21 protein-coding genes are annotated in these 23974 nt (G+C 45.5%); 10 read left to right on the top strand and 11 right to left on the bottom strand.

Translation table 11 applies throughout. From position 1 onward, the window contains the following. Positions 1-240: 240 nt before the first annotated feature. Positions 241-1206 (top strand): IS110 family RNA-guided transposase, encoded by a 966-nt coding sequence (locus BC343_RS11620; RefSeq protein WP_078347262.1) that lies wholly within the window; start codon positions 241-243, stop codon positions 1204-1206. 202 nt (positions 1207-1408) lie between these two features. Here the strand turns inward: BC343_RS11620 and dacB are convergent, their stop codons facing one another. Further along, positions 1409-2833 (bottom strand): D-alanyl-D-alanine carboxypeptidase/D-alanyl-D-alanine endopeptidase, encoded by a 1425-nt coding sequence (dacB, locus tag BC343_RS11615; protein WP_078347952.1) that lies wholly within the window; start codon positions 2831-2833, stop codon positions 1409-1411. An 89-nt stretch (positions 2834-2922) separates the two neighbouring features. Then, complete coding sequence (locus tag BC343_RS11610) at positions 2923-4353, bottom strand: APC family permease (protein WP_078347951.1); 1431 nt, start codon at positions 4351-4353, stop codon at positions 2923-2925. Positions 4354-4513: 160 nt separating this feature from the next. On the opposite strand from BC343_RS11610, the gene BC343_RS11605 reads away from it, so the two are divergent. After that, the gene (locus BC343_RS11605; protein ID WP_078347950.1) at positions 4514-6751 is read left to right on the top strand and encodes a sodium-translocating pyrophosphatase; all 2238 of its coding nucleotides are present in this window, start codon (positions 4514-4516) and stop codon (positions 6749-6751) included. Between the two features lie 287 nt (positions 6752-7038). Next, entirely contained in the window at positions 7039-8028 is a 990-nt protein-coding gene (locus tag BC343_RS11600) for a nuclease-related domain-containing protein (protein WP_162276855.1), read from the top strand. A 10-nt stretch (positions 8029-8038) separates the two neighbouring features. On the opposite strand, the gene BC343_RS11595 is transcribed toward BC343_RS11600, so the two are convergent. Together BC343_RS11595 and BC343_RS11590 are read right to left on the bottom strand one after the other, a co-directional pair. Further along, complete coding sequence (locus tag BC343_RS11595) at positions 8039-9106, bottom strand: phosphotransferase (RefSeq protein ID WP_078347948.1); 1068 nt, start codon at positions 9104-9106, stop codon at positions 8039-8041. Continuing rightward, positions 9106-9534: a MarR family winged helix-turn-helix transcriptional regulator gene (locus BC343_RS11590; protein WP_202909777.1), complete on the bottom strand. Its 429-nt coding sequence runs from the start codon at positions 9532-9534 to the stop codon at positions 9106-9108. Before BC343_RS11590 ends, BC343_RS11595 begins: the two co-directional genes overlap by 1 nt. Positions 9535-9644: 110 nt before the next feature. On the opposite strand from BC343_RS11590, the gene BC343_RS11585 reads away from it, so the two are divergent. Continuing rightward, positions 9645-10190, top strand: a complete 546-nt coding sequence (locus BC343_RS11585) for a glycosyl-4,4'-diaponeurosporenoate acyltransferase CrtO family protein (RefSeq protein ID WP_078347947.1) — start codon at positions 9645-9647, stop codon at positions 10188-10190. 175 nt (positions 10191-10365) lie between these two features. Here the strand turns inward: BC343_RS11585 and BC343_RS11580 are convergent, their stop codons facing one another. Next, on the bottom strand, positions 10366-10884 hold the full coding sequence (locus BC343_RS11580) for a hypothetical protein (protein WP_078347946.1): 519 nt from the start codon (positions 10882-10884) through the stop codon (positions 10366-10368). Between the two features lie 150 nt (positions 10885-11034). Continuing rightward, entirely contained in the window at positions 11035-11724 is a 690-nt protein-coding gene (locus tag BC343_RS11575) for an OmpW/AlkL family protein (protein ID WP_078347945.1), read from the bottom strand. Positions 11725-11872: 148 nt separating this feature from the next. Between BC343_RS11575 and BC343_RS11570 the strand changes: the two genes are divergently transcribed. From BC343_RS11570 to BC343_RS11545, 6 genes are all read left to right on the top strand, one after another. Beyond that, positions 11873-12151, top strand: coding sequence for a hypothetical protein (locus BC343_RS11570; protein WP_078347944.1), 279 nt, complete (start codon positions 11873-11875; stop codon positions 12149-12151). Between the two features lie 2 nt (positions 12152-12153). Next, positions 12154-12609, top strand: coding sequence for a DUF4348 domain-containing protein (locus BC343_RS11565; protein ID WP_078347943.1), 456 nt, complete (start codon positions 12154-12156; stop codon positions 12607-12609). A 356-nt stretch (positions 12610-12965) separates the two neighbouring features. Beyond that, positions 12966-14522, top strand: coding sequence for an amino acid permease (locus BC343_RS11560; RefSeq protein WP_078347942.1), 1557 nt, complete (start codon positions 12966-12968; stop codon positions 14520-14522). A gap of 177 nt (positions 14523-14699) precedes the next feature. Beyond that, positions 14700-15269, top strand: coding sequence for a MarC family protein (locus BC343_RS11555; protein ID WP_078347941.1), 570 nt, complete (start codon positions 14700-14702; stop codon positions 15267-15269). 18 nt (positions 15270-15287) lie between these two features. Next, complete coding sequence (locus BC343_RS11550) at positions 15288-15494, top strand: hypothetical protein (RefSeq protein ID WP_078347940.1); 207 nt, start codon at positions 15288-15290, stop codon at positions 15492-15494. A 612-nt stretch (positions 15495-16106) separates the two neighbouring features. Further along, positions 16107-16367: a hypothetical protein gene (locus tag BC343_RS11545; RefSeq protein ID WP_143822156.1), complete on the top strand. Its 261-nt coding sequence runs from the start codon at positions 16107-16109 to the stop codon at positions 16365-16367. Between the two features lie 222 nt (positions 16368-16589). Here the strand turns inward: BC343_RS11545 and BC343_RS11540 are convergent, their stop codons facing one another. The 5 genes from BC343_RS11540 to guaA all read right to left on the bottom strand — a co-directional run bounded on the left by BC343_RS11540 (position 16590) and on the right by guaA (position 23910). Continuing rightward, a complete protein-coding gene (locus tag BC343_RS11540; RefSeq protein ID WP_078347938.1) occupies positions 16590-17243 on the bottom strand; it encodes a DUF2306 domain-containing protein in 654 nt (217 codons plus the stop codon). Positions 17244-17381: 138 nt separating this feature from the next. Then, the gene (locus BC343_RS11535; protein ID WP_078347956.1) at positions 17382-19790 is read right to left on the bottom strand and encodes an ABC transporter permease; all 2409 of its coding nucleotides are present in this window, start codon (positions 19788-19790) and stop codon (positions 17382-17384) included. A 205-nt stretch (positions 19791-19995) separates the two neighbouring features. Then, positions 19996-21177, bottom strand: a complete 1182-nt coding sequence (locus BC343_RS11530) for an RsmB/NOP family class I SAM-dependent RNA methyltransferase (protein WP_078347937.1) — start codon at positions 21175-21177, stop codon at positions 19996-19998. Then, entirely contained in the window at positions 21174-22424 is a 1251-nt protein-coding gene (locus BC343_RS11525) for an ABC transporter substrate-binding protein (RefSeq protein ID WP_078347936.1), read from the bottom strand. Before BC343_RS11525 ends, BC343_RS11530 begins: the two co-directional genes overlap by 4 nt. Continuing rightward, entirely contained in the window at positions 22381-23910 is a 1530-nt protein-coding gene (guaA, locus tag BC343_RS11520) for a glutamine-hydrolyzing GMP synthase (protein ID WP_078347935.1), read from the bottom strand. Before guaA ends, BC343_RS11525 begins: the two co-directional genes overlap by 44 nt. Positions 23911-23974 lie beyond the last annotated feature (64 nt).

Below are 23974 nucleotides of genomic sequence, written 5' to 3'. Positions count from 1 at the left end.
TGTCATCCTATGTTTGCTTATAGGAAAAAGTTAAGTGTTTAGAGTAAATTTAAAGTAGAAGAAAAAGGGTAAAGAGAAAGATCACGAGTTGTCATTGGCTGTAGGAAGCCGTTCGAAATGCAGATCACTTTACCCCTTTGCTTACAAGCTTGAACAGTTCATTAGGCCACAAGAGCCTGTATGTAGGATTGATAAGCAGTAAAGCAGGTTCTTCTACAGTATTTATCTCAAAACAAAGTTATGGAAACTCATGCAAATTACATTGGTGTAGACATTTCAAAAGCGTCCTTTGACGTATCAGCCGGCCGACGCCATTATCAGTTCAGCAACGAAACTACAGGCTTCGACGGCTTCTTAAAGCTATTGGATACAGATAGCCATATCGTGATGGAAGCATCCGGCCCATATTATTTAAGGCTTGCTTGCTTCCTGCATACGAAGGGCATTAAGGTAAGTGTGGTAAATCCTTTGGTGATTCGCCGCTACAGCCAAATGCGTATGTCCCGGGCTAAAACAGATAAGAAAGACGCACTCCTGATCGCAGAGTATGGTGCCATGGCTAAGCCGGAGCAATGGGCCCCACCACAGCAGCATGTGGTAGAATTACAGCAAACAGAAGCCATTTTATCAGGATTGAGCAAGCAGCATACTGTGTTAAGCAACCAGCTTGAAAGCTTTACAGCTACAGGAATGATGCAAAAAGCACTGAGGCAGACGATACAAAAAGAGCTATGCCACCTTAAACAACTTATATCACGGCTTTCAGCTAACATGGAAAAGATCGTTCTTGAACATTATGGGCAAATGCTATCAGGACTGAAAAGCATACCTGGCATTGGCAAAAAAACAGCGATAATGCTCATCCTGGTAAGCGGTGGTTTCGAGCGTTTCGGCGATTGCAGTAAATTAAGCTCTTACATTGGGACATGCCCGCGCCTGTTCGAATCGGGCAGCAGTGTAAAAGGCAGGCCAAGAATATGTAAAATGGGCATGTCTGCGATCAGGGCCTCATTGTATGTATGCTCATGGAGCGCAAAACGCTGCAATAAAGCCTGCCGGGAGCTTTATGAACGCTTGCTGGCAAAAGGAAAAGCCAAAAAAGTTGCTTTGATCGCAGTCGTAAATAAGTTGCTAAAGCAAGCTTTTGCAATAGCTAAAACTAACTCAACATATCAGGAAAATTATTCAAATATTATTTGCTTTTAAACACAGTTCATTTCGATGAGCACGTGGGCAGGAAAGGAGCGGGAGGGCGAAGAGAAAACTTCGACACTTCACTTATCCATAATGCAAGCCCGCCTATCGCTCTTATAAGTTTTCTCCTCACGCCTCGCTTTTCCCTGCCCACTGTTCGTCGAAACGACATTTTTTATCAAACTTCTGTTCCCCCTTCAGGGGGGTAGGGGGCTCACTTCAACTCATTCAGCACCGCAAACATCTTCGCCCTTATGCCGCTGCCTGTGCCGTTGTAATTGTTCACCATAATAGAAAAACAAAGTTCGCGGCCGTTGTTTTTTTGGAAACCTGCGTAGGCTTGTACCCCGCTGATGCTGCCGCTTTTCATTTTCATATCGTTATAAACCGGCAGGCTTTCATAAAAATCGCCGAACCATTTTTCCTGGTGGGCGGCTTGTAATATGTGGGCAATGGTAGAAGACGTTATCCTGTCCTCGGGCGAGAGGCCGCTGCCATCGTAAATGTTCATGCTGCGCGGGTCTATGCCTTTGGCATCCCAGAAGTTTTTCATCGTTTCCACGCCATCGCTGGTTACGGGTGTTTTGCCAAGTTTGGTGGCTAAGGTTGCCAGCAATTGCTCGGCATAAAGGTTCACGCTTTTTTGGTTAAGCCAGTAAACGATCTTACTCAATTCGGGCGATCTGATAACCGTTAAGTTGCCGGTTGCAGCAGGTATAACCAATGCTTTCTCTTTTAGCGTTAATGAGGAAGCCGGTTCGGTGCTTATGGTTATGCCCAGTTTCTTCAGCGTATCGTTCAGGCGCAGGGCGGCATCGTAGGCCGGGTCGGGGATGGCGGCGGAGATACTTTTTTTGCTTTGATCGATAGCGTAAGTGCCGCGCAGGTACATGGTTTTGCTGTTGAAGCCCGGCAGGTAGGGGTAAGCCAGGTCGCCGGTTTTAGGGGCGCCGGTTATTAGTTCGCTTTTGTATTGCAGGTAATAGGTATCGGGCACGGTGCCTGCTACCGTAATGGGTTGGCCAACGCTACCTGTGTTCAGTTTTATATCGAACTGGTTTTCGCGCCAGCAAAGGCCTGCAATGCCAGCGCCATAGTACGTGCCAAGGTCCTGGTATATCCAGCCATCGGGGATGCTTTGGTGGTTGTATGCGCCATCGTCGCCAATAATTTTACCCTGTATTTTTTTAATGCCAGCTTTTTTAATGGCATCTGCCATAGTGGCCAACACATTGCCTTCTTTGGTAGCGGTATAGCGCCAGCTGCCCAGGGTTGGGTCGCCGCTGCCTTTGATGATGATATCGCCGGTAAGCGTGCCGTTTTTATCGATACTGCCGGTGTAGCCTAACTGAGTTTCAAACTGATAATCTTTCCCCAAAACAAAAAATGAGGTGATGCTGGTAACGGTTTTCAGGGTAGAGCCCGGTGCCAAACCCATATCCGGGTTGGCGGCAAATACCTGTTCGCCGGTTTTGGCATCAAGCACAGTTAATGAAAGGGTGGCATATTTGCACTGGCTATCTTGCTGTAGTTTATTGAAAGCTATTTGCAGTTTTTGCTGCAGGCTTTGGGCGTGCAAAGTATTCCCTGCCAAAAGCAGGCTTATAATGGCTATTGATTTTAGTCTGTTGATGTTCATTCGGTAAATGGTTTTCACGCAAAGGCGCTAAGCCGCAAAGAAAAACTTAAGTGACTTAGCGCCTTAACGCTTTGTAAAATGCCTTATTATTAAACTACCGCATCGTGTTCGGGTTTAACATTACTTTGCGATATAAAATAAATAGGTATGCCTAACAGCACAATGCCTAATCCCGGCCAGGTGAACGCCGGTTTGTAAATGATAAGCAGCATGCAGAATGCAAGCCCCATTAAGATATAGATCGCAGGCAGCACCGGGTAACCGAATGCTTTGTAAGGGCGGTCGGCATTGGGTAGTTTTTTACGCAGTTTGTAAATACCAATAATAGTGAGCACGTAAAATAGTACCACTACAAATGATATCATATCTAACAAGTCGCCGTATTTGCCGCTGAGGCAAAGGATCGATGCAACAACGGCCTGTATCCATAGGCCAAATTCGGGTACGCCATTTTCATTAAGGGTGCCGGTCTTTTTAAAGAAAACGCCATCTTTCGCCATCGAATAATAAACGCGCGAACCTGCCAATATTAACCCGTTGTTGCAGCCAAAGGTTGATATCATGATCATTACAGCGATCACCAATGCTCCCTTGCTGCCAAATATTACCAAAGATGCTGCCACGGCCACGCGGTCTTTTTCGGCATTTACGATATCGTTCAACGACAGAACACCGGTGTAAACAATGTTGGCCGATACATAAATAATGGTTACTATGAGCGTACCGAAAAACAAGCTCAGTGCTACGTCGCGCTTCGGGTTCTTCATTTCGCCGGCTATAAAGGTCACATTGTTCCAGGCATCGCTGCTGAATATGGAACCTACCATGGCAATAGCAATGGCACCCAATGCTGCATCCATCGTGTAAGCGCTTGTTGTACCATCTTTAGCAAGTTTATGCAGGTCCCAGGCGTTGGCCCAGTTGGCGCTCCATATTTCGGGTTTAAAGGCCAGGAAACCGAAAATGATCAAACCGAAAAGGCTCAATAGTTTAGTCAGTGTAAAAGTAGTTTGTATCAGCTTGCCACCTTTTACACCTTTGGTATTGATGAACGTAAGGAAGAAAATCAGCACGATAGAAACAATCTGGGCGGCGCTTATCTTTAAAAAGCCTGCATCTAAAAGGATGTTGTCCTCGCTGACCGGATGTATAAGGTAGGCTGTAAACTTACTAAACGCTACACCCACCGCCGCAATAGTGCCGGTTTGTATAACCGCGAAGAAGCTCCATCCGTATAAAAAGGCTGTTAGTTTGTTGTACGATTCTTTCAGGAAAACGTATTGCCCGCCTGCTTTGGGGAACATGGCGCTTAGTTCGCCATAACTTAAGGCGGCGGTAAGGGTCATGAAACCGGTTATAAGCCAAACGGCTATAAGCCAGCCGGCCGAGCCTACGTTGCGGGTGATATCCGCAGCCACAATAAATATACCCGAACCGATCATCGAACCTGCTACCAGCATAGTGCCGTCGAGCAGGCTCAATTCGTGCTTCATTTTACCTTTAGTAGAATCTGATGCCATCAATAGTTAAATTTTAAGTCCCTAATCTATTCAAAAACTTTAAATTTTGACATGCTATTGTAAAGAAATTAATTTTACTATTTTGCACCAACCAATTATACCTGCGCGCTGGCGTAGTTTATTTATTACCAGCTCATTTTTTATAAACTAACTAACTTATATGGATCTTTTGAACACTTACTTGATTTACTTAATTCCGGTATTTGGCCTTGTGGGGATACTCGTAATGGCAGTAAAATCTGCCTGGGTAACCAAACAGGAAACCGGTGATGCTTCGATGAGCGAACTGGCGGGTTACATTGCTGATGGGGCAATGGCCTTCCTGCGTGCCGAGTGGAAAATTCTGAGCTACTTTGTTATTGTAGCGGGCATTTTATTGGCCTGGAGCGGTACTACCGTAGAAACCTCCAGCCCGGTTATCGCTGTATCTTTTATTATTGGTGCATTCCTATCGGCTTTTGCCGGTTACTTGGGTATGCGTATTGCAACCAAATCCAACGTGCGCACTACACAAGCTGCTAAAACCAGCTTATCGCAGGCGCTTAAAGTATCATTCACCGGCGGTACTGTTATGGGCCTGGGTGTTGCGGGTTTGGCCATTATTGGCTTGGGTTCGTTATTTATCGTTTTCTACACCATGTACGTAACCAGCGTTGGCGGCAACGTAAATGGCGAACATATGGAAAAAGCGCTTGAGGTGCTGGCCGGCTTTTCGCTGGGTGCCGAGTCGATAGCGTTGTTTGCCCGTGTGGGTGGTGGTATATATACCAAAGCGGCCGACGTAGGTGCCGACCTTGTGGGTAAAGTTGAGGCCGGCATTCCCGAAGATGACGTGCGTAATCCTGCTACCATTGCCGATAACGTAGGCGATAACGTGGGCGACGTAGCCGGTATGGGTGCCGACTTGTTTGGCTCGTACGTAGCTACTATGTTGGCCACCATGGTATTGGGCCGCGAGATCGTATCTGCCGATAAATTTGGCGGTATAGCCCCGGTGTTATTACCAATGGTAATTGCCGGTTTGGGCCTCATCTTCTCGATAGTTGGCGCTGCCATGGTAAAAGTAAAACAAGAAACCGACAGCGTACAAAACGCTTTGAATATGGGTAACTGGGCATCTATCGTGCTTACCGCTATAGCTACATATTTTGTGGTAATGTGGATGCTGCCCGAAGGCAATTTATACCTAACCCGCGATTTGGACGCCACCGGTGCTGTTAAAGCAGGTTCGCTGGTGTTCACCAAAAACGGTGTGTTTGGTTCTATTGTGGTGGGTTTGGTTGTGGGTACTTTGATGAGTATCATTACCGAGTACTATACTGCTATGGGTAAACGCCCGGTGCTGAGTATTATTAAGCAATCGTCAACCGGGCATGCCACCAACATTATTGGTGGTTTGGCCATTGGTATGGAGTCTACCGTGTTGCCTATCATTGTTTTGGCCGCCGGTATATATGGTTCATATTTCTTCGCGGGTTTATACGGTGTGGCTATTGCTGCCGCCGGTATGATGGCTACTACGGCCATGCAATTGGCTATCGACGCCTTTGGCCCTATTGCCGACAACGCCGGTGGTATTGCCGAAATGAGCCGTCTGCCCGAAGAAGTGCGCCACCGTACCGATAACCTGGACGCCGTTGGTAATACTACTGCTGCAACCGGTAAAGGTTTCGCTATTGCTTCGGCCGCGCTTACTTCGCTGGCCTTGTTCGCGGCCTTTGTGGGTGTTGCAGGTATCGACCATATCGACATTTACAAAGCCAACGTATTGGCAGGTTTATTTGTGGGGGGTATGATACCGTTCATCTTCTCGGCCCTGTGTATATCTGCAGTAGGCCGTGCGGCCATGAGCATGGTGGAAGAAGTTCGCCGACAGTTCCGCGAGATACCGGGCATTATGGAGTACAAGGCACGCCCTGAGTATGAGAAATGCGTTGAGATATCAACCAAAGCTTCTATCCGCGAGATGGTTGCACCGGGGCTTATCGCACTGATCACCCCGATCCTTATCGGCTTTATTTTCGGCCCCGAAGTATTGGGCGGTTTATTGGCCGGTGTTACCGTAAGCGGCGTGCTGATGGGTATTTTCCAGAGCAACGCCGGTGGTGCATGGGATAACGCTAAAAAATCGTTTGAGAAAGGTGTGGAGATAAACGGCGAGATCTACTACAAAAAATCTGACCCGCACAAAGCATCTGTAACAGGCGATACCGTAGGCGATCCCTTCAAAGATACCTCGGGCCCGTCTATGAACATTCTCATCAAACTGATGTCGATCGTATCCTTAGTTATAGCACCGCACCTTAACAGTGCCGATGCAACCAACAAAATGATGCAGAAACAAGAGAAAGTACAATCGATGAATGTGCATACCGTGCAGGTTGATAAGAAATTGTAATTTATTACCTTGAATATTTGAAAGCCCCGACGGAAGTTGGGGCTTTTTTTGTGGGAAAAAGTTACCTTTAGAAACCGAAGGCCTTAACGCATAAGCTCATAAAGAAAAGTGTTTCATGCACGTAGTCTTTTTGTAGCCGCTCGATTTTTTTTGTAGGCCTCCTATGTACCATATTTTTTAATTAAGCATTTTATAGAAATTGGATGTGTAAGGTTTATAACGAAGTAGGCTGTTTAACTACTATCAAATCACATTTTCGCGAAAACGGCATTCATGATTCTATATTGTTGAATGAGTTGATCAGTTTTCAAAAAAGTTATTCCGTAAATCGTCAAGGCATAATTTCAAAGCATCAACATCTGGTCGAAGAGGAAAAGCGTGCACTTGCTGAGCAAATTCCGGTTTTAGAAAATTTGATACATGCAAAAGAAGCTGAGCTTAAACAGATCCATAGAATACTCCTGAATAACTTGGAGGATAGGTTAACAAGTTTGTCGCAAACAACTTCGAAAGATTTTGGGGCATTTATTGCGTTCATTAAAAGGGTTATCACCAGGCTTCAGATATGGTATTATAAAACTACTTTTCATCGCAAGTTCGGAAATGCACTGAAAGACCTTAAAAAGGCATGTGTCATTGCGAATAACCGTTATGAATATATCAATTCGAACTTTGAAAAAGCGACACAGGAAAGTGGTGCGGTGGAGTTAGCCGAAATTGATAAGAAGAAGAGTGTGATCGATGACGTAAACAACTCGATCTATGGTGCTATTGGAGAATTAAAAGTGGTTGAAGAATTAAAGAAACTACCTGATGACCATGTTTTGATAAATGACTTTAGCTGTACCTTCAACCCTCCGATCTATGACCACAATACGAATGGTTATATTTATTCTGTGCAAATAGATCACATTCTGATATCTCCTGCTGGAATTTTTCTAATAGAGACAAAAAACTGGAGTTTGGATTCTATAAATAATTTGAACCTTTATTCTCCGGTGCAGCAAGTTAGAAGAGCGGGAACGGCATTGTACAAGTTATTGAACAGCCAGGTCGCCGAGGGGAATTTATCGATCAATAGTCATCATTGGGGACATAGAAAAATTGCGGTAAAGAACCTAATTGTGTTAATGAATTATAAACCTGTTGAAGAATTTCAGTACGTCAAAGTGCTTACCCTAAATAAATTGGTAAACCATGTCAATTATTTTCAGCGGTGTTTTTCGGCTAATGAAACCGATAAAATAGCTTCCCAATTGTTATCGCTATTGGAATAATGTTTACCGCCTATCTGTCCTGCGGGCCATGAGCGGGGACGCTCGTGGCAGCGGATGCAGCTGATTGGAGCGTTGAAATATACTCTTTGAAAGCCTCTTCCTCTATAGCCTGCAAAGCAGCATTCAGCAAAGCTTTGCCATACAGCCATTGCCCCGTCGAGGTATCCAATGATAAGTTTCCGGTTCTTAAAAGCTGGCCTACTGCTGCGAGGCTGGTCTCGTTTGGGTCGGTATTATACGTTGCGTTCGTGGATTGTTGCTTTAAAACCATCTGTAAAAATATCTCTGCATATACCAGGCGGCATAGGGGTTTTATAATGCGGAAGCGGGCTAATTGATATAGCGATGGTTCGCGGGCGAAATAGGTGTTCAGCAACAGGTTTTCCATGTCAGGCGTGTAGACAAAAAAGTGAGCGGCCATGGCAAGGTCTACATAGCGGTCGTTGATGGATGACACGTCCCAATCTACCAGCCACAACTTGCTGCCATCGCATAGGATATTGCGCGGATTAAGGTCGTTATGGCTGAGTACCTTGTAGGTGTGATTCCAGGGGTACGCGTCTTTGATGGCTGCATAAGTATTTAAAAATGTTTTCGGTGCGTTGTCAGCAAGAAAGCCCTTATCAGCTAAAGAGTTCACCGCTTTGTCAAATACTTCTTTCAAATCGGTTTGCTCGCCGATTGCTGGGTATTCGATGTTATGCAGGGTTTTTATCTGTTTTGCTAATGCAATTATGGCTTGTTCGGGAGAGAATGCCGAACTAATGGGTTGGCTATTAATGAACGCGGTTATGAGTATACCATGCACATCATTGGCATAATAAAGCTCTGGTGCAACACCCGCTGCTGATGCAAGTTTATGCCTGGCGAGTACGCCTTTTAAATCTGTTCCTTCCTCCGGCAAAATCTTCAATAAATAACTGTTTGTTTCAGTATCGATGCGAAAAACCGAGGCTTCGGAAAGACCGCCGGATAATAAGCAAGCCTTTATAACAGGCTCAGTTGTGGTTTGTTGAACGGCCTTTTCAACGGCAGATAAAAGCGTTTCGGGTAGGAAGGGATATATAGCGGAAAGCATTATTTTAAATGGTTATTCAGGAAGTTGAACATCGGTTGTAAGGTGCCATCGTTCAGTTGTTGACCGGGTGCAATGCCTTCCGCAATATGCTGTGCGGTTTTTATGGCTTCTGTGTACAGCCGCTTGCCGGCCGGGGTAAGCACGGCAAAGCCCACGCGGGCATCGCGTTCACTTACCTCGCGGCTTACCCAGCCATTTTTTTCCATGGGCAGTAGCATACGGGTAATACCTGATGCGGTAACGCCAATGTGTTCGGCAAGATCTACCCTGCGCATTTTTTCTTTTGGCGCCTGTTGCAGGGTATGCAGCACCAACAGATCGTTAAAACCTAAGCCATGTACGCTCAACTGATCGAACTTCCGCGCCACTAAAGCCTGGAACCGCGATAGCTGCATCAACAATTCTAAAGATGTATTTATATTTGACATATACTTGATTAGTCAATTAATTTACAAAGAAAAGAAAAATTATTTGTTTAAATAGCATTGCTTGTTTTTTACGAGTTTAGTGGCAGCCCCGGTACCTAATTACTTAGCTGATGCGAAATACCCTAACCTTAATTTTTATTGTACTCATCACCATTGCATTAACCTATGCACTTGCGCATTTTATGAAGATGGACACCTTTGCGTTTGCCTGGGCGTTGAACTTCCTGTTGATGGGATGCGTAATGTCGTTCACCGAAAACGTGAAAGACGGATTTAATTCCGGCTATTACAACGAGCAGCCCTGGGAGAAAGGCGGGAAGCTTTACCGCGCGCTCGGCATAAACATCTACCGCAAATTATTGGTGTTAATAGGCTGGGAAAAGCTAAACAAAAAAGCCGCCCCGGTAGAGAGGAAAACAGATGCCTTAGTACACCTGCACCATCGCACCAAAAAGTCGGAACTTGGGCACCTCATCATTTTCATTATCGTAGCAGGCTTCAATGTTTATGTGGCCAATCAATTCGGTTTTGCAAAGTCGTTATCGCTACTGATAACTAACATCTTTCTGAATTTGTACCCCATACTTTTACAGCGATACAACCGGCCGCGGATTGCGAGGGCAATAGGTATCAGTAAGCAACGCGCTGGTTTTTAGGCTGCCGCAAGCGTCCCCGCTTATGGCCCGCAGGACAGGTAGCTACTATGCATTAACGCAATACAACGTCCGCTTTGCATCGTGCCAACTTTGCAAACGCGCCACGAGCGGGGACGCTCGCGGCAGCAAGAGTAAGCAGCTTGGCCTATGGTTCATAAAGTCAAACCTGAGAGATTTAATCTAACACATTCAAGGTTAGATCTTTTGAGATAACCGCATCGGCAAATTGCTTTAAAACGGGATAATAAATTTCCAGGAATTCGTCCCCGGGCAAAGTATATTCTGAGTTTTTTACTACCTCAAGGCTTCTTAAAAAATCCGCCGCATCAATTTCTTTGTTAATTGGTGCATGTATTGAGCGCCAACCCGTACACTCATTGTCTTGCTTTATAAACTCGGGAAGCTTCTGGTAGTCATCTGCATTTATTCCTTCATAATGCCAACGGCTCAAAAAACTGCCAAAAGTATCGCCGCCCATTATTACGGCCAGCTTCTCATCAGCAAACTGGGCCCATAAGATCAATTCGTTACCACAATCGGGTGCTCCGCAAACCGGACAAATACAATGTTCGGTAAGATCGGCAATGAGTTTTAATCTCATAACGCATTCTTCTAATACTCTTGCCGCACCGTGGGTACGTTTGGTATTATATTCAAAATATCTGCCCTCCTCAAAATCCAGATGCGATTCCATTATCATTGTTTCGAGTGATAAAGCTAATTATTATTCACTCGAAAATGCAAAGCCGCAAAGTTTCGAAACTTTGCGGCTTTAAATTGGAAGCTTACCCTTTGTGCACTCTGTGTTTTTTCTCAGTGCACTTTGTGGTAAAATTCACCGTTCCTACAACCTAAAACCCACACCCACACCAATCAGCCATGGCTTTATGTTTACATCGGCGGGGATATTCTGCAATTTGCTGCCCAAGCCCGGGTTGCTTGCAGGTGTAAGGTTAGCCGCATCAACCTTTACATTGGTTTTCAGGAACACCTTTTTTACATCTACATTCAGGAATACTTTTTTGGTAATATCATAATCGAACCCGGCTTGTGCCGCAAATGCCGCTTTGTTTTGGTATTTAATGCCTTGTACTACTGCACCTTTATTGGCACTGTAAAATATGGTGTAATTAATACCCGCACCTGCGTATGGCTTAAAGCTTGTGCCTGTTGGCAAATGATATTGCAGAGTAAGGGTAGGGGGCAGCAGCCAAACACTTCCCAGATCAACATCGGCAGCGGCCGGGCCGCCAATAGGTGTAAGGTTTGATGCCGTGGTATGCACCTTATGTTTGGTGGTACCCAGTATCAGTTCGGCAGAAAAATTATTGGCAAAGTAATAGGTAAAGTCCAGTTCAGGGATAACCGTGTTATTAATATTAACGCCGCCACCAATAACGCCGATGGTAGCGTTTTCCTGCGGGATAACGGCAACAGCACGTACACGTATGTCCCATTCATTTTTTTGTTGAGCAAAGGTGGCGAGGCCGCTGAACATGGCCAGTGCCAGAAGGTATAGTTTTAAATTTTTCATAATAACAATGATTTGTTGATCAAAAGTACTCCCGCGAGCCTGACCGGCACCTGACCACAGGCATCCGCAAGCATGAGGCATATCACTGCAGAAAACATCTTGCGGCATGTTTTTTATAAGTTGAAAGATATAAGTAGCTTTATGCGGTATGCCAAAGCCTATCTTTCGAATTATCCTTTACATCCTTTGCCTGTATGATATTTACCTGTACCTGCCCGATGTTTTAGGCATGTTCAATATCCGCTTTTACCCACCCGACCCGGATGTGCTTACTTATTTTGATGCCGCCATGATGCTGGTTGGAGGGCTAATTATCGGCTTGTTATTGCGCAGGCAGGAGGGACGGTTCAATAAGGTTTTGGGTTTGGCGATGATACTGCTGAACGTGGTATTGACGCCGTGGTTTTTATATAAAGCATTACCATAGAAATGAAGAAAATTATCCTATTTATCATCGTCCCTGCAATGTTATTGTCGGGATGCGGCGATAGCAAAAAAACGCCTGTAACGGCGAATGTTAAACCTGCACACAAAAAGCTACCGAAGCTGAAAAGACAACAGCAGGAAAATATAACGTCGAGTTTCGATGAGTTTTTTGCCAGGTTTAACAGCGATTCGGTTTACCAAAAAACGCATGTGAAATTTCCTTTGCGAATTGAGGTGCAAGAAGAAAAAGGCGATACCGTAAAATATCTGGCTGCTAAAGAATGGGTGAATGTAAAACTAATAAGTAAAGGCACGGATATTTTTACAAAAGAGCAGATCAGTAAAACGGAAGTTAATATTCTTTACCAGGTAGAGGATACGGGTGTGCATGTTAATTATTACTTCTACTATGAAGGCGGTAAATGGTTATTAGCAAATCTTAAAGATGACGGAGATTAACACATAGAGAAGCAAATAGGGAGCTTCGGTTTTCGGCGCGGTTTGTTGGCTGTCTGAATACTGCTGTATAAATTTAATAATTCGTGAAATTCGCTCCTTTTTGCAAAATTAGTGTTCACTCAAAAATAGCCACTACAAAACTTTGCGCCTCTTTGCGCTCGCTTACATGCAAATCCTCTGTGTACTTTGCGGTTAAATAGCTACCAATATCTGCTCAGGGCACTCTCATTATCAACTTTTTATTCTGTTTACCACAAACATATCCTTGTTACATTCTGCACTTTAAGTTTTCAATAAATTTAAGTACGTTTGGGGTAAGTGTTTTAAACTATTACTGATCTTACTAAAATTTAAAAATGAGTTTATTTATCAAGAAACCGTTGGCCCAGTTAATGGCGGCATCAGCGGAATCGGACAAATCACTGAAACGAACCCTGGGTGCCGGGTCGCTTATTGCGCTGGGTATCGGTGCTATTATTGGCGCGGGTATTTTTGTGCGTACAGCTGCTGCAGCAGGTGAGCACGCAGGCCCTGCGGTAACCATATCCTTCCTTATTGCAGCTGCAGGTTGCGCTTTGGCGGGTTTATGCTACGCCGAGTTTGCCAGTATGATACCTATCGCCGGTTCGGCATACACCTACTCTTATGCTACTATGGGCGAGTTTGTAGCCTGGATCATCGGCTGGGACTTGGTGCTCGAGTACGCTCTGGGGGCCGCAACGGTATCTATAGGCTGGTCGCAGTATTTCAACGAGTTTCTCAATACGTTCTTCCAGGTGCATATACCTTATGCGTGGTCGCACTCTCCACTCGAAATATCTAACACCACAGTAGGTATGTACGCTGCCGAGTTGGGTACACGCGGTATCGTAAACCTGCCGGCTATCCTTATCTTGTTCTTGTTATCATTATTGCTTATCCGCGGTACAGCAGAATCGGCAGTGGTGAACAACATTATTGTGGTAGTAAAAGTTGCCATTGTATTACTTATTATTGGCTTAGGCTGGTCGTTCATTAACCCAGCCCTGCACACCCCATACATGATACCTGCCGATGCCGGTGTGGTAAAAGTAAGTGCCGGTACGGTAGATTACTCCGAAACCTTTAATCACGGTTGGCTGGGCGTACTGCGCGGCGCAAGCGTTGTGTTCTTCGCTTTCATCGGTTTCGATGCGGTTTCTACTGCTGCGCAAGAAGCTAAAAACCCGCAGAGGGATATGCCAAAAGGTATCCTGGTATCGCTGGTTATTTGTACTGCGTTATACATCCTGTTCTCGCACGTGTTAACTGGTTTAGTTTCTTATAAAGATTTCCTTATCGCCGGTAAAGAAGCATCGGTTAGCTACGCTATTAAAGCAGCCATGCCGGGCTACGGCTGGTTGGCCAACTTTGTAACCGTATCTATTTTGGCTGGTTTCTCATCGGTTATCCTGGTGATGTTGATGGGCCAAACCCGTGTGTTCTACACCATGAGCACCGACGGTTTGATACCAAGTGTATTCTCAAAACTGCACCCTAAATTCCGTACGCCGTACAAATCGCAATGGTTGTTCTTCGTGTTCGTATCGCTGTTCGCAGGTTTTATTCCTGATAAATACGTAGGCGACATGGTGAGCATCGGTACGTTGTTCGCGTTCGTACTGGTATGTTTAGGTATCATGATCCTGCGCAAAACCGACCCGAATATCACCCGTCCGTTTAAAACACCTGCTTACATGATCGTTTGCCCGTTGGGTGCCATCATTTGCTTGTGTATGATTGCCAGCGAGGGCTGGGAAAACTGGGCAAGGCTTATCGGTTGGTTATTGATTGGCTTCATTATCTACTTCGGCTACAGCATCAAAAGATCGCATGTGCGCCGTGGTGTTGTTGAAGGTGCCGTTGATCCGGTAAACCCTAAATATGTTGAATAGTACAACGCTATAATTTTAACAAAAAAGGTTCTGCCATGGCAGAACCTTTTTTGTTTTTGGGCTGTTTTGTTTCGGCCATATCTGTACATAGTGTGTTCTTTTTATCGGCTTTCTATATTTTAATTGCATTTTTGTTAAGTATTCGCTTAAAGGTGAGCGAATAAAAGCCGAACGCCTATGCCACACTTTGTATTTAAGGAAATATTATCGGTAACGATGATCCTTTTTGCCATTATCGATATACTTGGCGCCATTCCCGTTATCATTCAATTACGACAGCGCGCGGGCCATATCCAATCAGAAAAGGCAAGCATTGCGGTGCTGATACTGATGGTAACCTTCCTGTTGGTGGGCGAAGAACTGCTTTCGGTTATCGGTTTGGATATAGCTTCTTTTGCCATTGCGGGTTCTATCGTGATATTTATCATCGCATTGGAGATGGTGCTAGGTGTCGACTTTTTTAAGGAAGAAGCCCCTGAGGCTGTCTCTATCGTCCCGCTGGCATTCCCGCTGATCGCGGGGGCGGGAACTATGACCACCTTGCTCTCGTTGAAATCGCAATATCAAACCCAAAACATCGTGGTGGGCATTGTGTTGAATACCATAGTAGTTTACCTGGTGCTGAAAAATGTGCACTGGCTCGAAAGGCTTTTGGGCAAAACAGGTTTGCATATTTTACGCAAAGCTTTCGGGGTGATACTGCTGGCCATCGCTGTTAAGTTGTTTAGGAGTAATAGCGGTCTTTAATACCACATACACATACAAATGATATTCATAGGAATAATAATCATCTTATTAATTGCCATGGCGGCTGCCATGTTTATTTCATCGAAAGTTAAACGAGGTTTACAGGCATCGGGCAATCAAAGTGCCGGTGCCATTGGTATATTCACGTTTGTATTTTGCTTTGTTGTTATTTTCTGTGCGATAGCTTTTGCTATTATTTACTACACGCGGTTTAGCTGGTCGTAGAGGAGAATAAATACTGCTTTTGATGTCGGTAAAGATTTAGTTTGAATAGGTAAAATTGGTAACTTAGAGAAGCCCTGAACATAAGGCATTTAATCTAAACCTATTATCCATTAAACCATGAGATCAGATATATTATTATGGCTTGCAACGTACAGCTCGGTATTTAGCCTTGTTGCACTTTTAGTTTATTTTGTAGCGCGCGCGGTTGAACGCAGGTTAAACAAATCGGGCAATAAATTATCGTTGGTATGGGGTGCAATAACTTTTATATTGGTTTGTTTCATTTTACTCTTCGTTATTGGACTTGCCTTTGTTATGAATTTTAGGTTAAGCAGATAAAACGATACCTTATCATGAACCTTCTGTTGATATCCGCTCCAATCCTTCTACTCAATATTGGTGCTGTGGAACTTGTAGTTGTATCGATCGCCCTTGCTCTCCCGGCTTATTTTGCATCGCGTTACATCTGGCGGAGTTTCAAAAATTCGGGTAAGGCAAAGGCAATAATATGGGCCGCTGCAACCTTTATATTCGGCTTTTTAGCTACTTTGTTTGTTGTATGGGTCATTATTGCAACAAACCTTCAGCTTAACAGGTAAACGCACACAGATCATGATCACAATTTTATCAGTTACACCCGCCATCTTGCTTTTTTTGGACACCGACCGGCAGATACAGATCGCTTTTATATTAACGCTGATCGCATCTGCCGTACCGAGTTATTTTGCGGGTAGGGTCATTAGCAGAAAGCTCAGGAAAGCAGGTAACAGGTTCCCCGGGTTGGCGGGTGTGCTGGCGTTCTTATTCTGCTTTGTGGCTATCTTCTTTATAATAGTGATCATTATTTTAAGCCAGATGGAGTTTCGCAGGTAATTACATATTTAAAAGATAGACAGTATGGGACTAATTTTTATCGTTGTTTATATATTTCCGATCATAGCCGCCGTTGCTGCTTTTTTGTTGCAAAAGCCACCCGCAAGAAATTAGAAAGAGATGGCAACACTCATCCCAAATTGCTGGCAGGGATCACCTTCGTGCTCAGTTTTGTTTTGATTTTAGCTGCGATGTCGTACCTGGTGCTTGCTAATGTTCAGTTTAGGCGGTAAGGTTAATGCGTCGTTTGTTTCTGTTCCTCCTTATCAGCCATTCGGCAAACAGCAAATTAGGCACAAAACCCATCCAGGCATCTATCATGTAAAGCGGCAGTGGGTCAATGGTGATGATGCTGGAGATAATGATCTTCCAAAGCCTTAAGGTAACCGCCGATAGCGTAAGCGCATAGCTGCGTATCATGTGTTCTTTGTGGGCCTTCACATTTCCGGCTTTTATTTCAACTACCGCTTTGTAGGTGAACCAAAACCAAAGGCAGTCCAGTATCACAAAGGCCGTTTTAGTAGGCAGCAGCCCATTGGCATAAATAGCCATGATCATAGCGGCCGGGAAATTTATGATCAGGATATCGTAGGCATAAATGCGCCCCATCACCCGGTGCAGCTTTTTATGATCGCGCAGTATATCGTTATTGAATTGCGTAAACCCTGCCAACAAACAAAGGATAACGGAGAACACATGGGTGTAAAAGGCGATCTTCCAGGGCAGGATGTGCAGGTAGTCCTTCTTAAATTGAAGGAAACCGATATCATCCCGCATAGGTAAATACTCCACAATACCCCGAAGCATTAAAAACGTAAACACGCAAAGCAGCATGTAAACTATGGTTGTTTTGAGGATGTAGGTTATGGTATGCATAGCTCAAGCCCCCAGCCTCCGCTGGCTAGCGGAGGAGCTTTTGACTTGCATGGAAGATATAGGTAATAAATAAAATCTGCAACAGTTGTTTGTCAATCAAATGCTCCCCCTTTAGGGGGCTGGGGGGCGGGGCTTAGCCTATTCACTCCTCAAACTCTTCACCGGGTTGGCTAACGCTGCTTTAACCGTTTGTATACTGATAAGTACCGCTGTAACCGCCGCCAGGGCCAGCACAGCAATGGCAAAAGGCATAGGCGAAAGGCTTATTTTACAAGCATAGTTATTCAACCAATGCTGCATGATGTACCAGGCCAGCGGACAAGCAACCAATGCGGCGATGGCCACCGTGCCTAAAAAATCTTTCAGGAACAAGGAGATGATATGCCCTACTGATGAACCTAACACCTTGCGGATGCCTATCTCTTTGGTGCGCTTTTGTACGCTGAGCGATATCAAACCCAACACGCCTAATAGCACAATAATGATGGCCAGCCCGGTGGCCAGGTAGGCTGCCTGCTTTAGTTGAAGTTCGGTTTTATACATTTTTGCAAGAGCCTCATCCATAAAGCCATATTCGAACGGCGCGCCGGGCATTACCTCTGCCCATTTCTTTTGCAGCACTTCCAGGCTGTTTTGTATATTGCCCGGTTTTAGTTTAATAGAGAAATAGCGGTAAAAGGTGGTTTGGTTGACGTTGTAGAACGTTATAGGCTGTATCTTGCTCTGCATCGACCCGAACTGGAAATCGGCCACTACACCGCAAATGGACAAAGGATCGGGACTGCCTATTGCTTTAAATTGTTGGCCAATGGCTTGCTGCGGATCGTTAAAGCCCAAGAGTTTTGCCTGCGTTTGGTTAATAACCACTTTCGCCGAATCGGCTTGGGTATATTGCGGCATAAAAAACTGACCGGCCAATACTTTTAAACCGTAAGTAATAGCATATTGGTTATCGGTCATCAGGGTTTGCGAATCGAAACCCGATGCCGAATCTGCATCTATTTTTGCCGCCCTGAAACTGCCGCCGTTATTACCGTCGGGTATTTCCCATGATAATGTTACCGAGCTTACCTGCGGCAATTGTGCCATTCGGTACCTGATGCCTTCCATTTTTTGTACCCCGGGTTTGCTCCAATCGCGCGGAAGCTGGGCGTAAACCACGTAGTCTTTATCGTACCCCAGGTTTTTGCTGAAGAACAGGTTTATTTGCTTCGAGACTACTATAGCTCCTATAAGTACTACTGCGGCTGTTGCAAATTGGAATGCAATAAGCGCTTTACGGAATATCACGTTATCTTTCACCTGGTTCAGTTTGCCTTTCAATGAGTCGACAGATTTAAGCGATGATAGCACCAATGCAGGGTAAAGCCCGGCTATCAGCCCGATAACTAAAGCCAGCAGGAACGGCAGCGGATAAACATAAAGCGGGAAAGAGAACAGGCCGCTAATGTCCGTATCTAAAAATGCTGCAAAATACGGTCTGCCTATTGCGTAAATACCAAGCGCAATCAGCGTGGCGATGAACACCATCAATACCGATTCTATCAAAAACTGCCAGATGAGTTGTTTGCGCAAGCCGCCTAAAACTTTGCGTATGCCCATCTCTTTCATACGCTGCGAAGAGCGGCTGATGCAGATATTTACAAAGTTGATAACCGCCATCAGCAGTATAAACAGAGCGATGGACGATAGCGTGTAAAGCATTGTTTTTATCAGTCCGTTGTTGGCTTCGAGGTAGTAGTCCTTCAGCGGGACAAGGTATTGGGTTAAGTTGGCGCTTATTTGTTCGGGAGCATTTTTCTTGAGTAGGCTACGCATAGGCCCATCAAGGGCTTCGGGTTTTACGCCGGGGCGAAGTTCCACTAAACCAACTATCATGGTATTGCTCCACCCGTCGAGGCTGCGGCCCATAAATTTTGCTGCTGCTCCGGGCAGGAAGAAAGTACTGTTACTTTGATCAATAACGTTGGTTACCGAGTTTTTGCCGAGTTTGGCCAATACGCCCTGCACCACAAAATCGTGTTTTTCGCCTTTAAAATTTTCAATGTTGAGGGTTTCGCCAACCACGTCCGTTTTACCGAAGTACTTAATTGCCCTATCCTCGGTAATCACTACCGAAAATGGATCATTAAGCGCAGTATTGGCGTCACCGTGCAGCAACTTAAAACCGTAGGTGGTTAGGAAGGTGCTATCGCCTACCTGCAGGCTTTCCCTAAAGTGTTTATCGCCTTTTGATACATTGGAACTTACGCCGTCCCAATGGTAATAGTTGGCCACTAAGGTGGGGTACTCATCCTTTAAGGCCTTGGGCAAAGGTGCCAGCGCCGTAAGGGTGTTACCCATATTAGGGTCGCGCCATTTGCTTTGGATGATGTACTGGTTTTCGGCGTTCTTCAGATCTAAATTTACGCCGGCTTCGTGCCATACATAGGCGGACACCAACAGGGTAAACGCAATACCTACCGACAAGCCGAAAATATTGATCAGTGAAAAAAGCTTGTGCTTGACGATGTTTCGCCAGGCAATAATAAAGTAGTTGTGAAGCATAGGTTGAAAGCCGTTATTGAACACCCGAATGTAGGCGGTTGATATTCAATACCGAAATGGATTAACATTATTTAACAAAAAGCGGAGCCCCCCAGCCCCCTGAAGGGGGAGCTTTTGATTAGCGCGGCTGTGATAATTGTTATTAAACAAAAAACGCGGTGCATAGCATCGCGTTTCTCGAATAAGCTTTTCAAAGGCTCCCCCTTCAGGGGGCGGGGGGGGCTTCGGGTTGGTTTAACCTCGCCACAAACATCGTATCAGCCTTGCGCTCATAACCTTTCAAAACCTGCATTTCTTCCAGTTGCAGGCCCAACTCGTTCACCATATAATTTACGGCGTCTTCGTTCTCGGCTTTAAAGGCAGAGCAGGTGATATAGATGAGCGGCTTGCCGGGCTTTAAGTGTTTGGCAACATTGGGGATGATGCTATGCTGCAGGCGCTTAAAAAAGTCGGTTTTATGTATCTCGAACTGGCTGATCATTTCGGGTGTGCGGCCCCAAGTGCCGCTGCCGCTGCAGGGGGCGTCCAGTATTATACCGTCGAACTCGTACTGGTAAAGCAACTGTTCGTTGTTCTCGGTAAGGTCCAGGAGTTTCTTTTGGTATTTGCGTATGCCTGCTTGTTGAAAACGTTCGTCGAGGTTGGCAAGTATCGACTCGCGTATATCCGACACCACCAGTTTGATATCCGGCTGCAGGCTGTGCAATAGCAACGATTTACCGCCCGAGGCTGCGCAGGCATCCCACCAGGCATCCCACTTTTGGGGTTTAAAGTAATTGGCTGTTTGTTGCGACGAATAGTCCTGCACCTCGTACAAGTGCTGGTTTTGAAAGATGGTTTCCAGTCGGGTGCCGTTAGGCAGTGAAAGGCAGTTATTGCCTTCGTCCTTAAATATCACACCGGCCTTGGTCAGTTCAGTTTTAACCTGTGCTTCGGCGCCTTTGGCTACCCGGATGTACAGGTCGGGCTGTACAAAAAACGACTTTAGAAATTCTTCTTTATCTATCCCATCCGATAATTGCGCACTCCATGGGAAAACATCTGCGAGTTTAAAATCAGGATGGGCAACCTTTACCATCGCTATCTTTTCATCGATACTGAAACCCACACAGGCCGCCCAATCGGGTTTGAAATGTTGCAGGAAAGAATTGGTTTGGCTGTTGCACAAAAACTCTGCAACCATCAGCCGCTCTTCGGTTGGCGTGTTATAAAGCGCTTTGCCCAAGCGGAAATAATTGTATATGAGGCGGCCGGCTACCTTTCGGTCGGTACTGCCCATTTGTTTATTTTGCCTGTAAAAGCCGGGGAGGAATTTACCTAAAGGGGTATCGGCCGGGTATTCGCCCAAAATTCGCTGAAAGGTTTTAAGCTGGTTTATGGCTTTCATTCTACCTCTTTTAGTTCAAAATTCTCGTACCGAAGGATGTCTACATGCGTATTTATCCAACCCTGTCCGGGCTTTTTCTCAAAATGGAAGTTGTTGTGCAGCCCTTTAAAATCATGGTCCTCTACTCGGCGGTAGCTATCATCGTCGCGAGCCAGTAGTTCGCCAAAGTACAAGCCCTCATCAAAGCCTTTTATGGCGTAATCGGTAGGGTCGGCGCGGTAAATGCGGCGGTATTGACGGATGAATGTATTTACAGCCGGCGACTTGTAATCCACTTTATCCGAGCTGGTAAGGTGGGTATTCAATCGTTGGAGCAGCCCGGCTTTCAGGAAAGCGTATTTTTCCCAGCTGGGATGCCCGAAAACCGTTACCGGGAATTTTTTGGCCAGGGTATCAAGCGATTTTAACGTCACCATTAAAAATGCCTGCTTGGTTGAAGGTACCAGGAATATGTTTTGGTCCTTCGCCGAAAGCTTGGCCACCAATGGCGTAAGGTTGCCGCGTGTAACGGTGAAAGGTATCACTTGTATCTTTCGCTTGCCCAGGCTATCGATAGTGCGTTTGAAAGGCGAGTTATAAAGCTTCTCGTCGCTAAAACCGGAGTTGAGGATAAATACCTTTTTAGGTTTCAGTTTATCAACAATGTACGTAGCGGCACCCTTGGCATGATATTCCAACGGCGGGGTCATGGTAACCAAATTTTGGTTATTAAACAGCGTAGGGGAGGCGGGCGACAATGGCGAAACAATAGGCTTGCGCGAATAATTGAACATACCCGCGAACAGGCGTATATCTTCGGGGAAGATAGGGCCTACTATCAGGTCGCCATTTTTTAACTGCGGGTTTAAGCCCAGGCTGTGTATTGCAGCATCATCCTTACTATCGTAAACCTGTAACTTAAAGTTCGCACCCTGCCCTGCAACCGAATCAAGCGCGAGTTTAAAGCCCTGGTAATACTCTACCGCCATATTGGCCTGGGTAAGGTCGGTACGGCTGTAGCTTTGCCCGGGTGCCAGTTTATCAAGGCTCAATGGTAATATCAACGATACTACCGAAGCCTTTGCCTCCACCGTTTTTACCGGAGGTTTTTCGGTTGGCTTTGGTTTTTCTGCGGGCTTTTCGGCAGGTTTAGTAGCAACGGGTACAGTACGCACTTTAGGCGAGCAAGCGCCCGCCAGCAGTGCAAATACTATAAATAACCACTTATTCCCACTCAATAGTGGCAGGCGGTTTCGAACTGATGTCATATACTACCCGGTTAATTCCTTTTACGTTGTTGATGATCTCGTTAGAGATTTTGGCCAGCAGGTTATAAGGCAAGTGGCACCAGTCGGCCGTCATGCCGTCTAACGATTCCACAGCTCTCAGGCATATTACGTTCTCGTAAGTACGCTCATCGCCCATTACACCTACCGATTGAACCGGTAAATAAATGGCGCCTGCCTGCCAAACCTTATCGTAAACACCGGCACTACGCAAATTGTTGATGTAAATTGCATCTGCCTGTTGTAAAATATCAACTTTTTCGGGTGTGATATCACCTAATATCCTGATGGCCAGGCCCGGGCCCGGGAAAGGGTGGCGACCAAGAATGTTTTGATCGATACCTAAAGCTGCTCCCACACGACGCACTTCGTCTTTAAACAAGGTGTTCAGCGGTTCTACAACCTTCAGTTTCATAAAATCGGGCAAACCGCCAACGTTGTGGTGCGATTTAATAGTAGCCGAAGGGCCTTTTACCGATACCGACTCAATAACATCAGGGTATATAGTGCCCTGGCCAAGCCAGCTTACGCCCTGTACTTCGTGAGCGGCATCATCAAACACCTCGATAAACACACGGCCAATGGCTTTGCGTTTTTTCTCTGGGTCGGTAAGGCCTGCCAATGCATCGTAAAAACGCTGTTTGGCATCAATGCCTTTTATATTAAGCCCCATGTGTTTGTACGAATCTAAAACCGACTCGAACTCATCTTTACGGAGCAATCCGTTATCGACAAATATACAGTGCAGGTTGGCGCCAATGGCCTGGTGCAGCAATACCGCCGCTACCGACGAATCTACACCGCCCGATAAACCCAATACCACTTTATCTTCACCAAGTTTAGTTTTCAGTTCGGCGATGGTGGTTTCGATGAACGAATCCGGTGTCCAATCTTGTTTGCAACCACAAATGTCTACCAAAAAGTTTTGCAGCAATTGCTTGCCGTCAATACTGTGCGTAACCTCGGGGTGGAACTGTATGGCGTAAGTTTGCGTACCGGTAATTTGGTAAGCCGCAACTTCAACGCTATCGGTGCTGGCAATAATTTCAAAATTTGGTGCAATACGCGCAATGGTATCCCCGTGCGACATCCACACCTGCGAACCCTTCGGTACATCTTTAAACAGCGGGTTGCCCTCTTTAATATAATCGAGGTTAGCACGGCCGTATTCGCGGGTGCTCGAGGCTAAAACCTCGCCGCCATGGAAATGGGCAATGTATTGTGCACCGTAGCAAACGCCCAAAATAGGCAGCGTGGTGTGGTGTTTCACAAAATCAAAATGCGGGGCATCTTCCTGGCGTACCGAATACGGGCTGCCTGAAAGGATGATACCTTGTACACTTTCGTCAACTTCCGGAACTTTGTTGAAGGGGTGAATCTCGCAGTAGATGTTGAGTTCTCTGACGCGGCGCGCGATGAGTTGGGTAAACTGCGAACCGAAGTCAAGAATGAGGATTTTTTCTTGCATGGGCAAAGATAGGAATTTTGTGTGATTTCGGATTTCGAATTTTCGATTTCGGAATATTTTATCA

This window comes from Mucilaginibacter pedocola, from assembly GCF_002013915.1.
Taxonomy (GTDB): domain Bacteria; phylum Bacteroidota; class Bacteroidia; order Sphingobacteriales; family Sphingobacteriaceae; genus Mucilaginibacter; species Mucilaginibacter pedocola.
This window is presented reverse-complemented; position numbering and strand designations above follow the sequence as displayed.

Coding starts and splice junctions, on each gene's coding strand:
- BC343_RS11620 (WP_078347262.1), top strand. CDS start 241: ATGGAAACTCATGCAAATTACATTGGTGTAGACATTTCAAAAGCGTCC.
- dacB (WP_078347952.1), bottom strand. CDS start 2,833: ATGAACATCAACAGACTAAAATCAATAGCCATTATAAGCCTGCTTTTG.
- BC343_RS11610 (WP_078347951.1), bottom strand. CDS start 4,353: ATGGCATCAGATTCTACTAAAGGTAAAATGAAGCACGAATTGAGCCTG.
- BC343_RS11605 (WP_078347950.1), top strand. CDS start 4,514: ATGGATCTTTTGAACACTTACTTGATTTACTTAATTCCGGTATTTGGC.
- BC343_RS11595 (WP_078347948.1), bottom strand. CDS start 9,106: ATGCTTTCCGCTATATATCCCTTCCTACCCGAAACGCTTTTATCTGCC.
- BC343_RS11590 (WP_202909777.1), bottom strand. CDS start 9,534: ATGTCAAATATAAATACATCTTTAGAATTGTTGATGCAGCTATCGCGG.
- BC343_RS11585 (WP_078347947.1), top strand. CDS start 9,645: ATGCGAAATACCCTAACCTTAATTTTTATTGTACTCATCACCATTGCA.
- BC343_RS11580 (WP_078347946.1), bottom strand. CDS start 10,884: ATGGAATCGCATCTGGATTTTGAGGAGGGCAGATATTTTGAATATAAT.
- BC343_RS11575 (WP_078347945.1), bottom strand. CDS start 11,724: ATGAAAAATTTAAAACTATACCTTCTGGCACTGGCCATGTTCAGCGGC.
- BC343_RS11570 (WP_078347944.1), top strand. CDS start 11,873: ATGCCAAAGCCTATCTTTCGAATTATCCTTTACATCCTTTGCCTGTAT.
- BC343_RS11565 (WP_078347943.1), top strand. CDS start 12,154: ATGAAGAAAATTATCCTATTTATCATCGTCCCTGCAATGTTATTGTCG.
- BC343_RS11560 (WP_078347942.1), top strand. CDS start 12,966: ATGAGTTTATTTATCAAGAAACCGTTGGCCCAGTTAATGGCGGCATCA.
- BC343_RS11555 (WP_078347941.1), top strand. CDS start 14,700: ATGCCACACTTTGTATTTAAGGAAATATTATCGGTAACGATGATCCTT.
- BC343_RS11550 (WP_078347940.1), top strand. CDS start 15,288: ATGATATTCATAGGAATAATAATCATCTTATTAATTGCCATGGCGGCT.
- BC343_RS11545 (WP_143822156.1), top strand. CDS start 16,107: ATGATCACAATTTTATCAGTTACACCCGCCATCTTGCTTTTTTTGGAC.
- BC343_RS11540 (WP_078347938.1), bottom strand. CDS start 17,243: ATGCATACCATAACCTACATCCTCAAAACAACCATAGTTTACATGCTG.
- BC343_RS11535 (WP_078347956.1), bottom strand. CDS start 19,790: ATGCTTCACAACTACTTTATTATTGCCTGGCGAAACATCGTCAAGCAC.
- BC343_RS11530 (WP_078347937.1), bottom strand. CDS start 21,177: ATGAAAGCCATAAACCAGCTTAAAACCTTTCAGCGAATTTTGGGCGAA.
- BC343_RS11525 (WP_078347936.1), bottom strand. CDS start 22,424: ATGACATCAGTTCGAAACCGCCTGCCACTATTGAGTGGGAATAAGTGG.
- guaA (WP_078347935.1), bottom strand. CDS start 23,910: ATGCAAGAAAAAATCCTCATTCTTGACTTCGGTTCGCAGTTTACCCAA.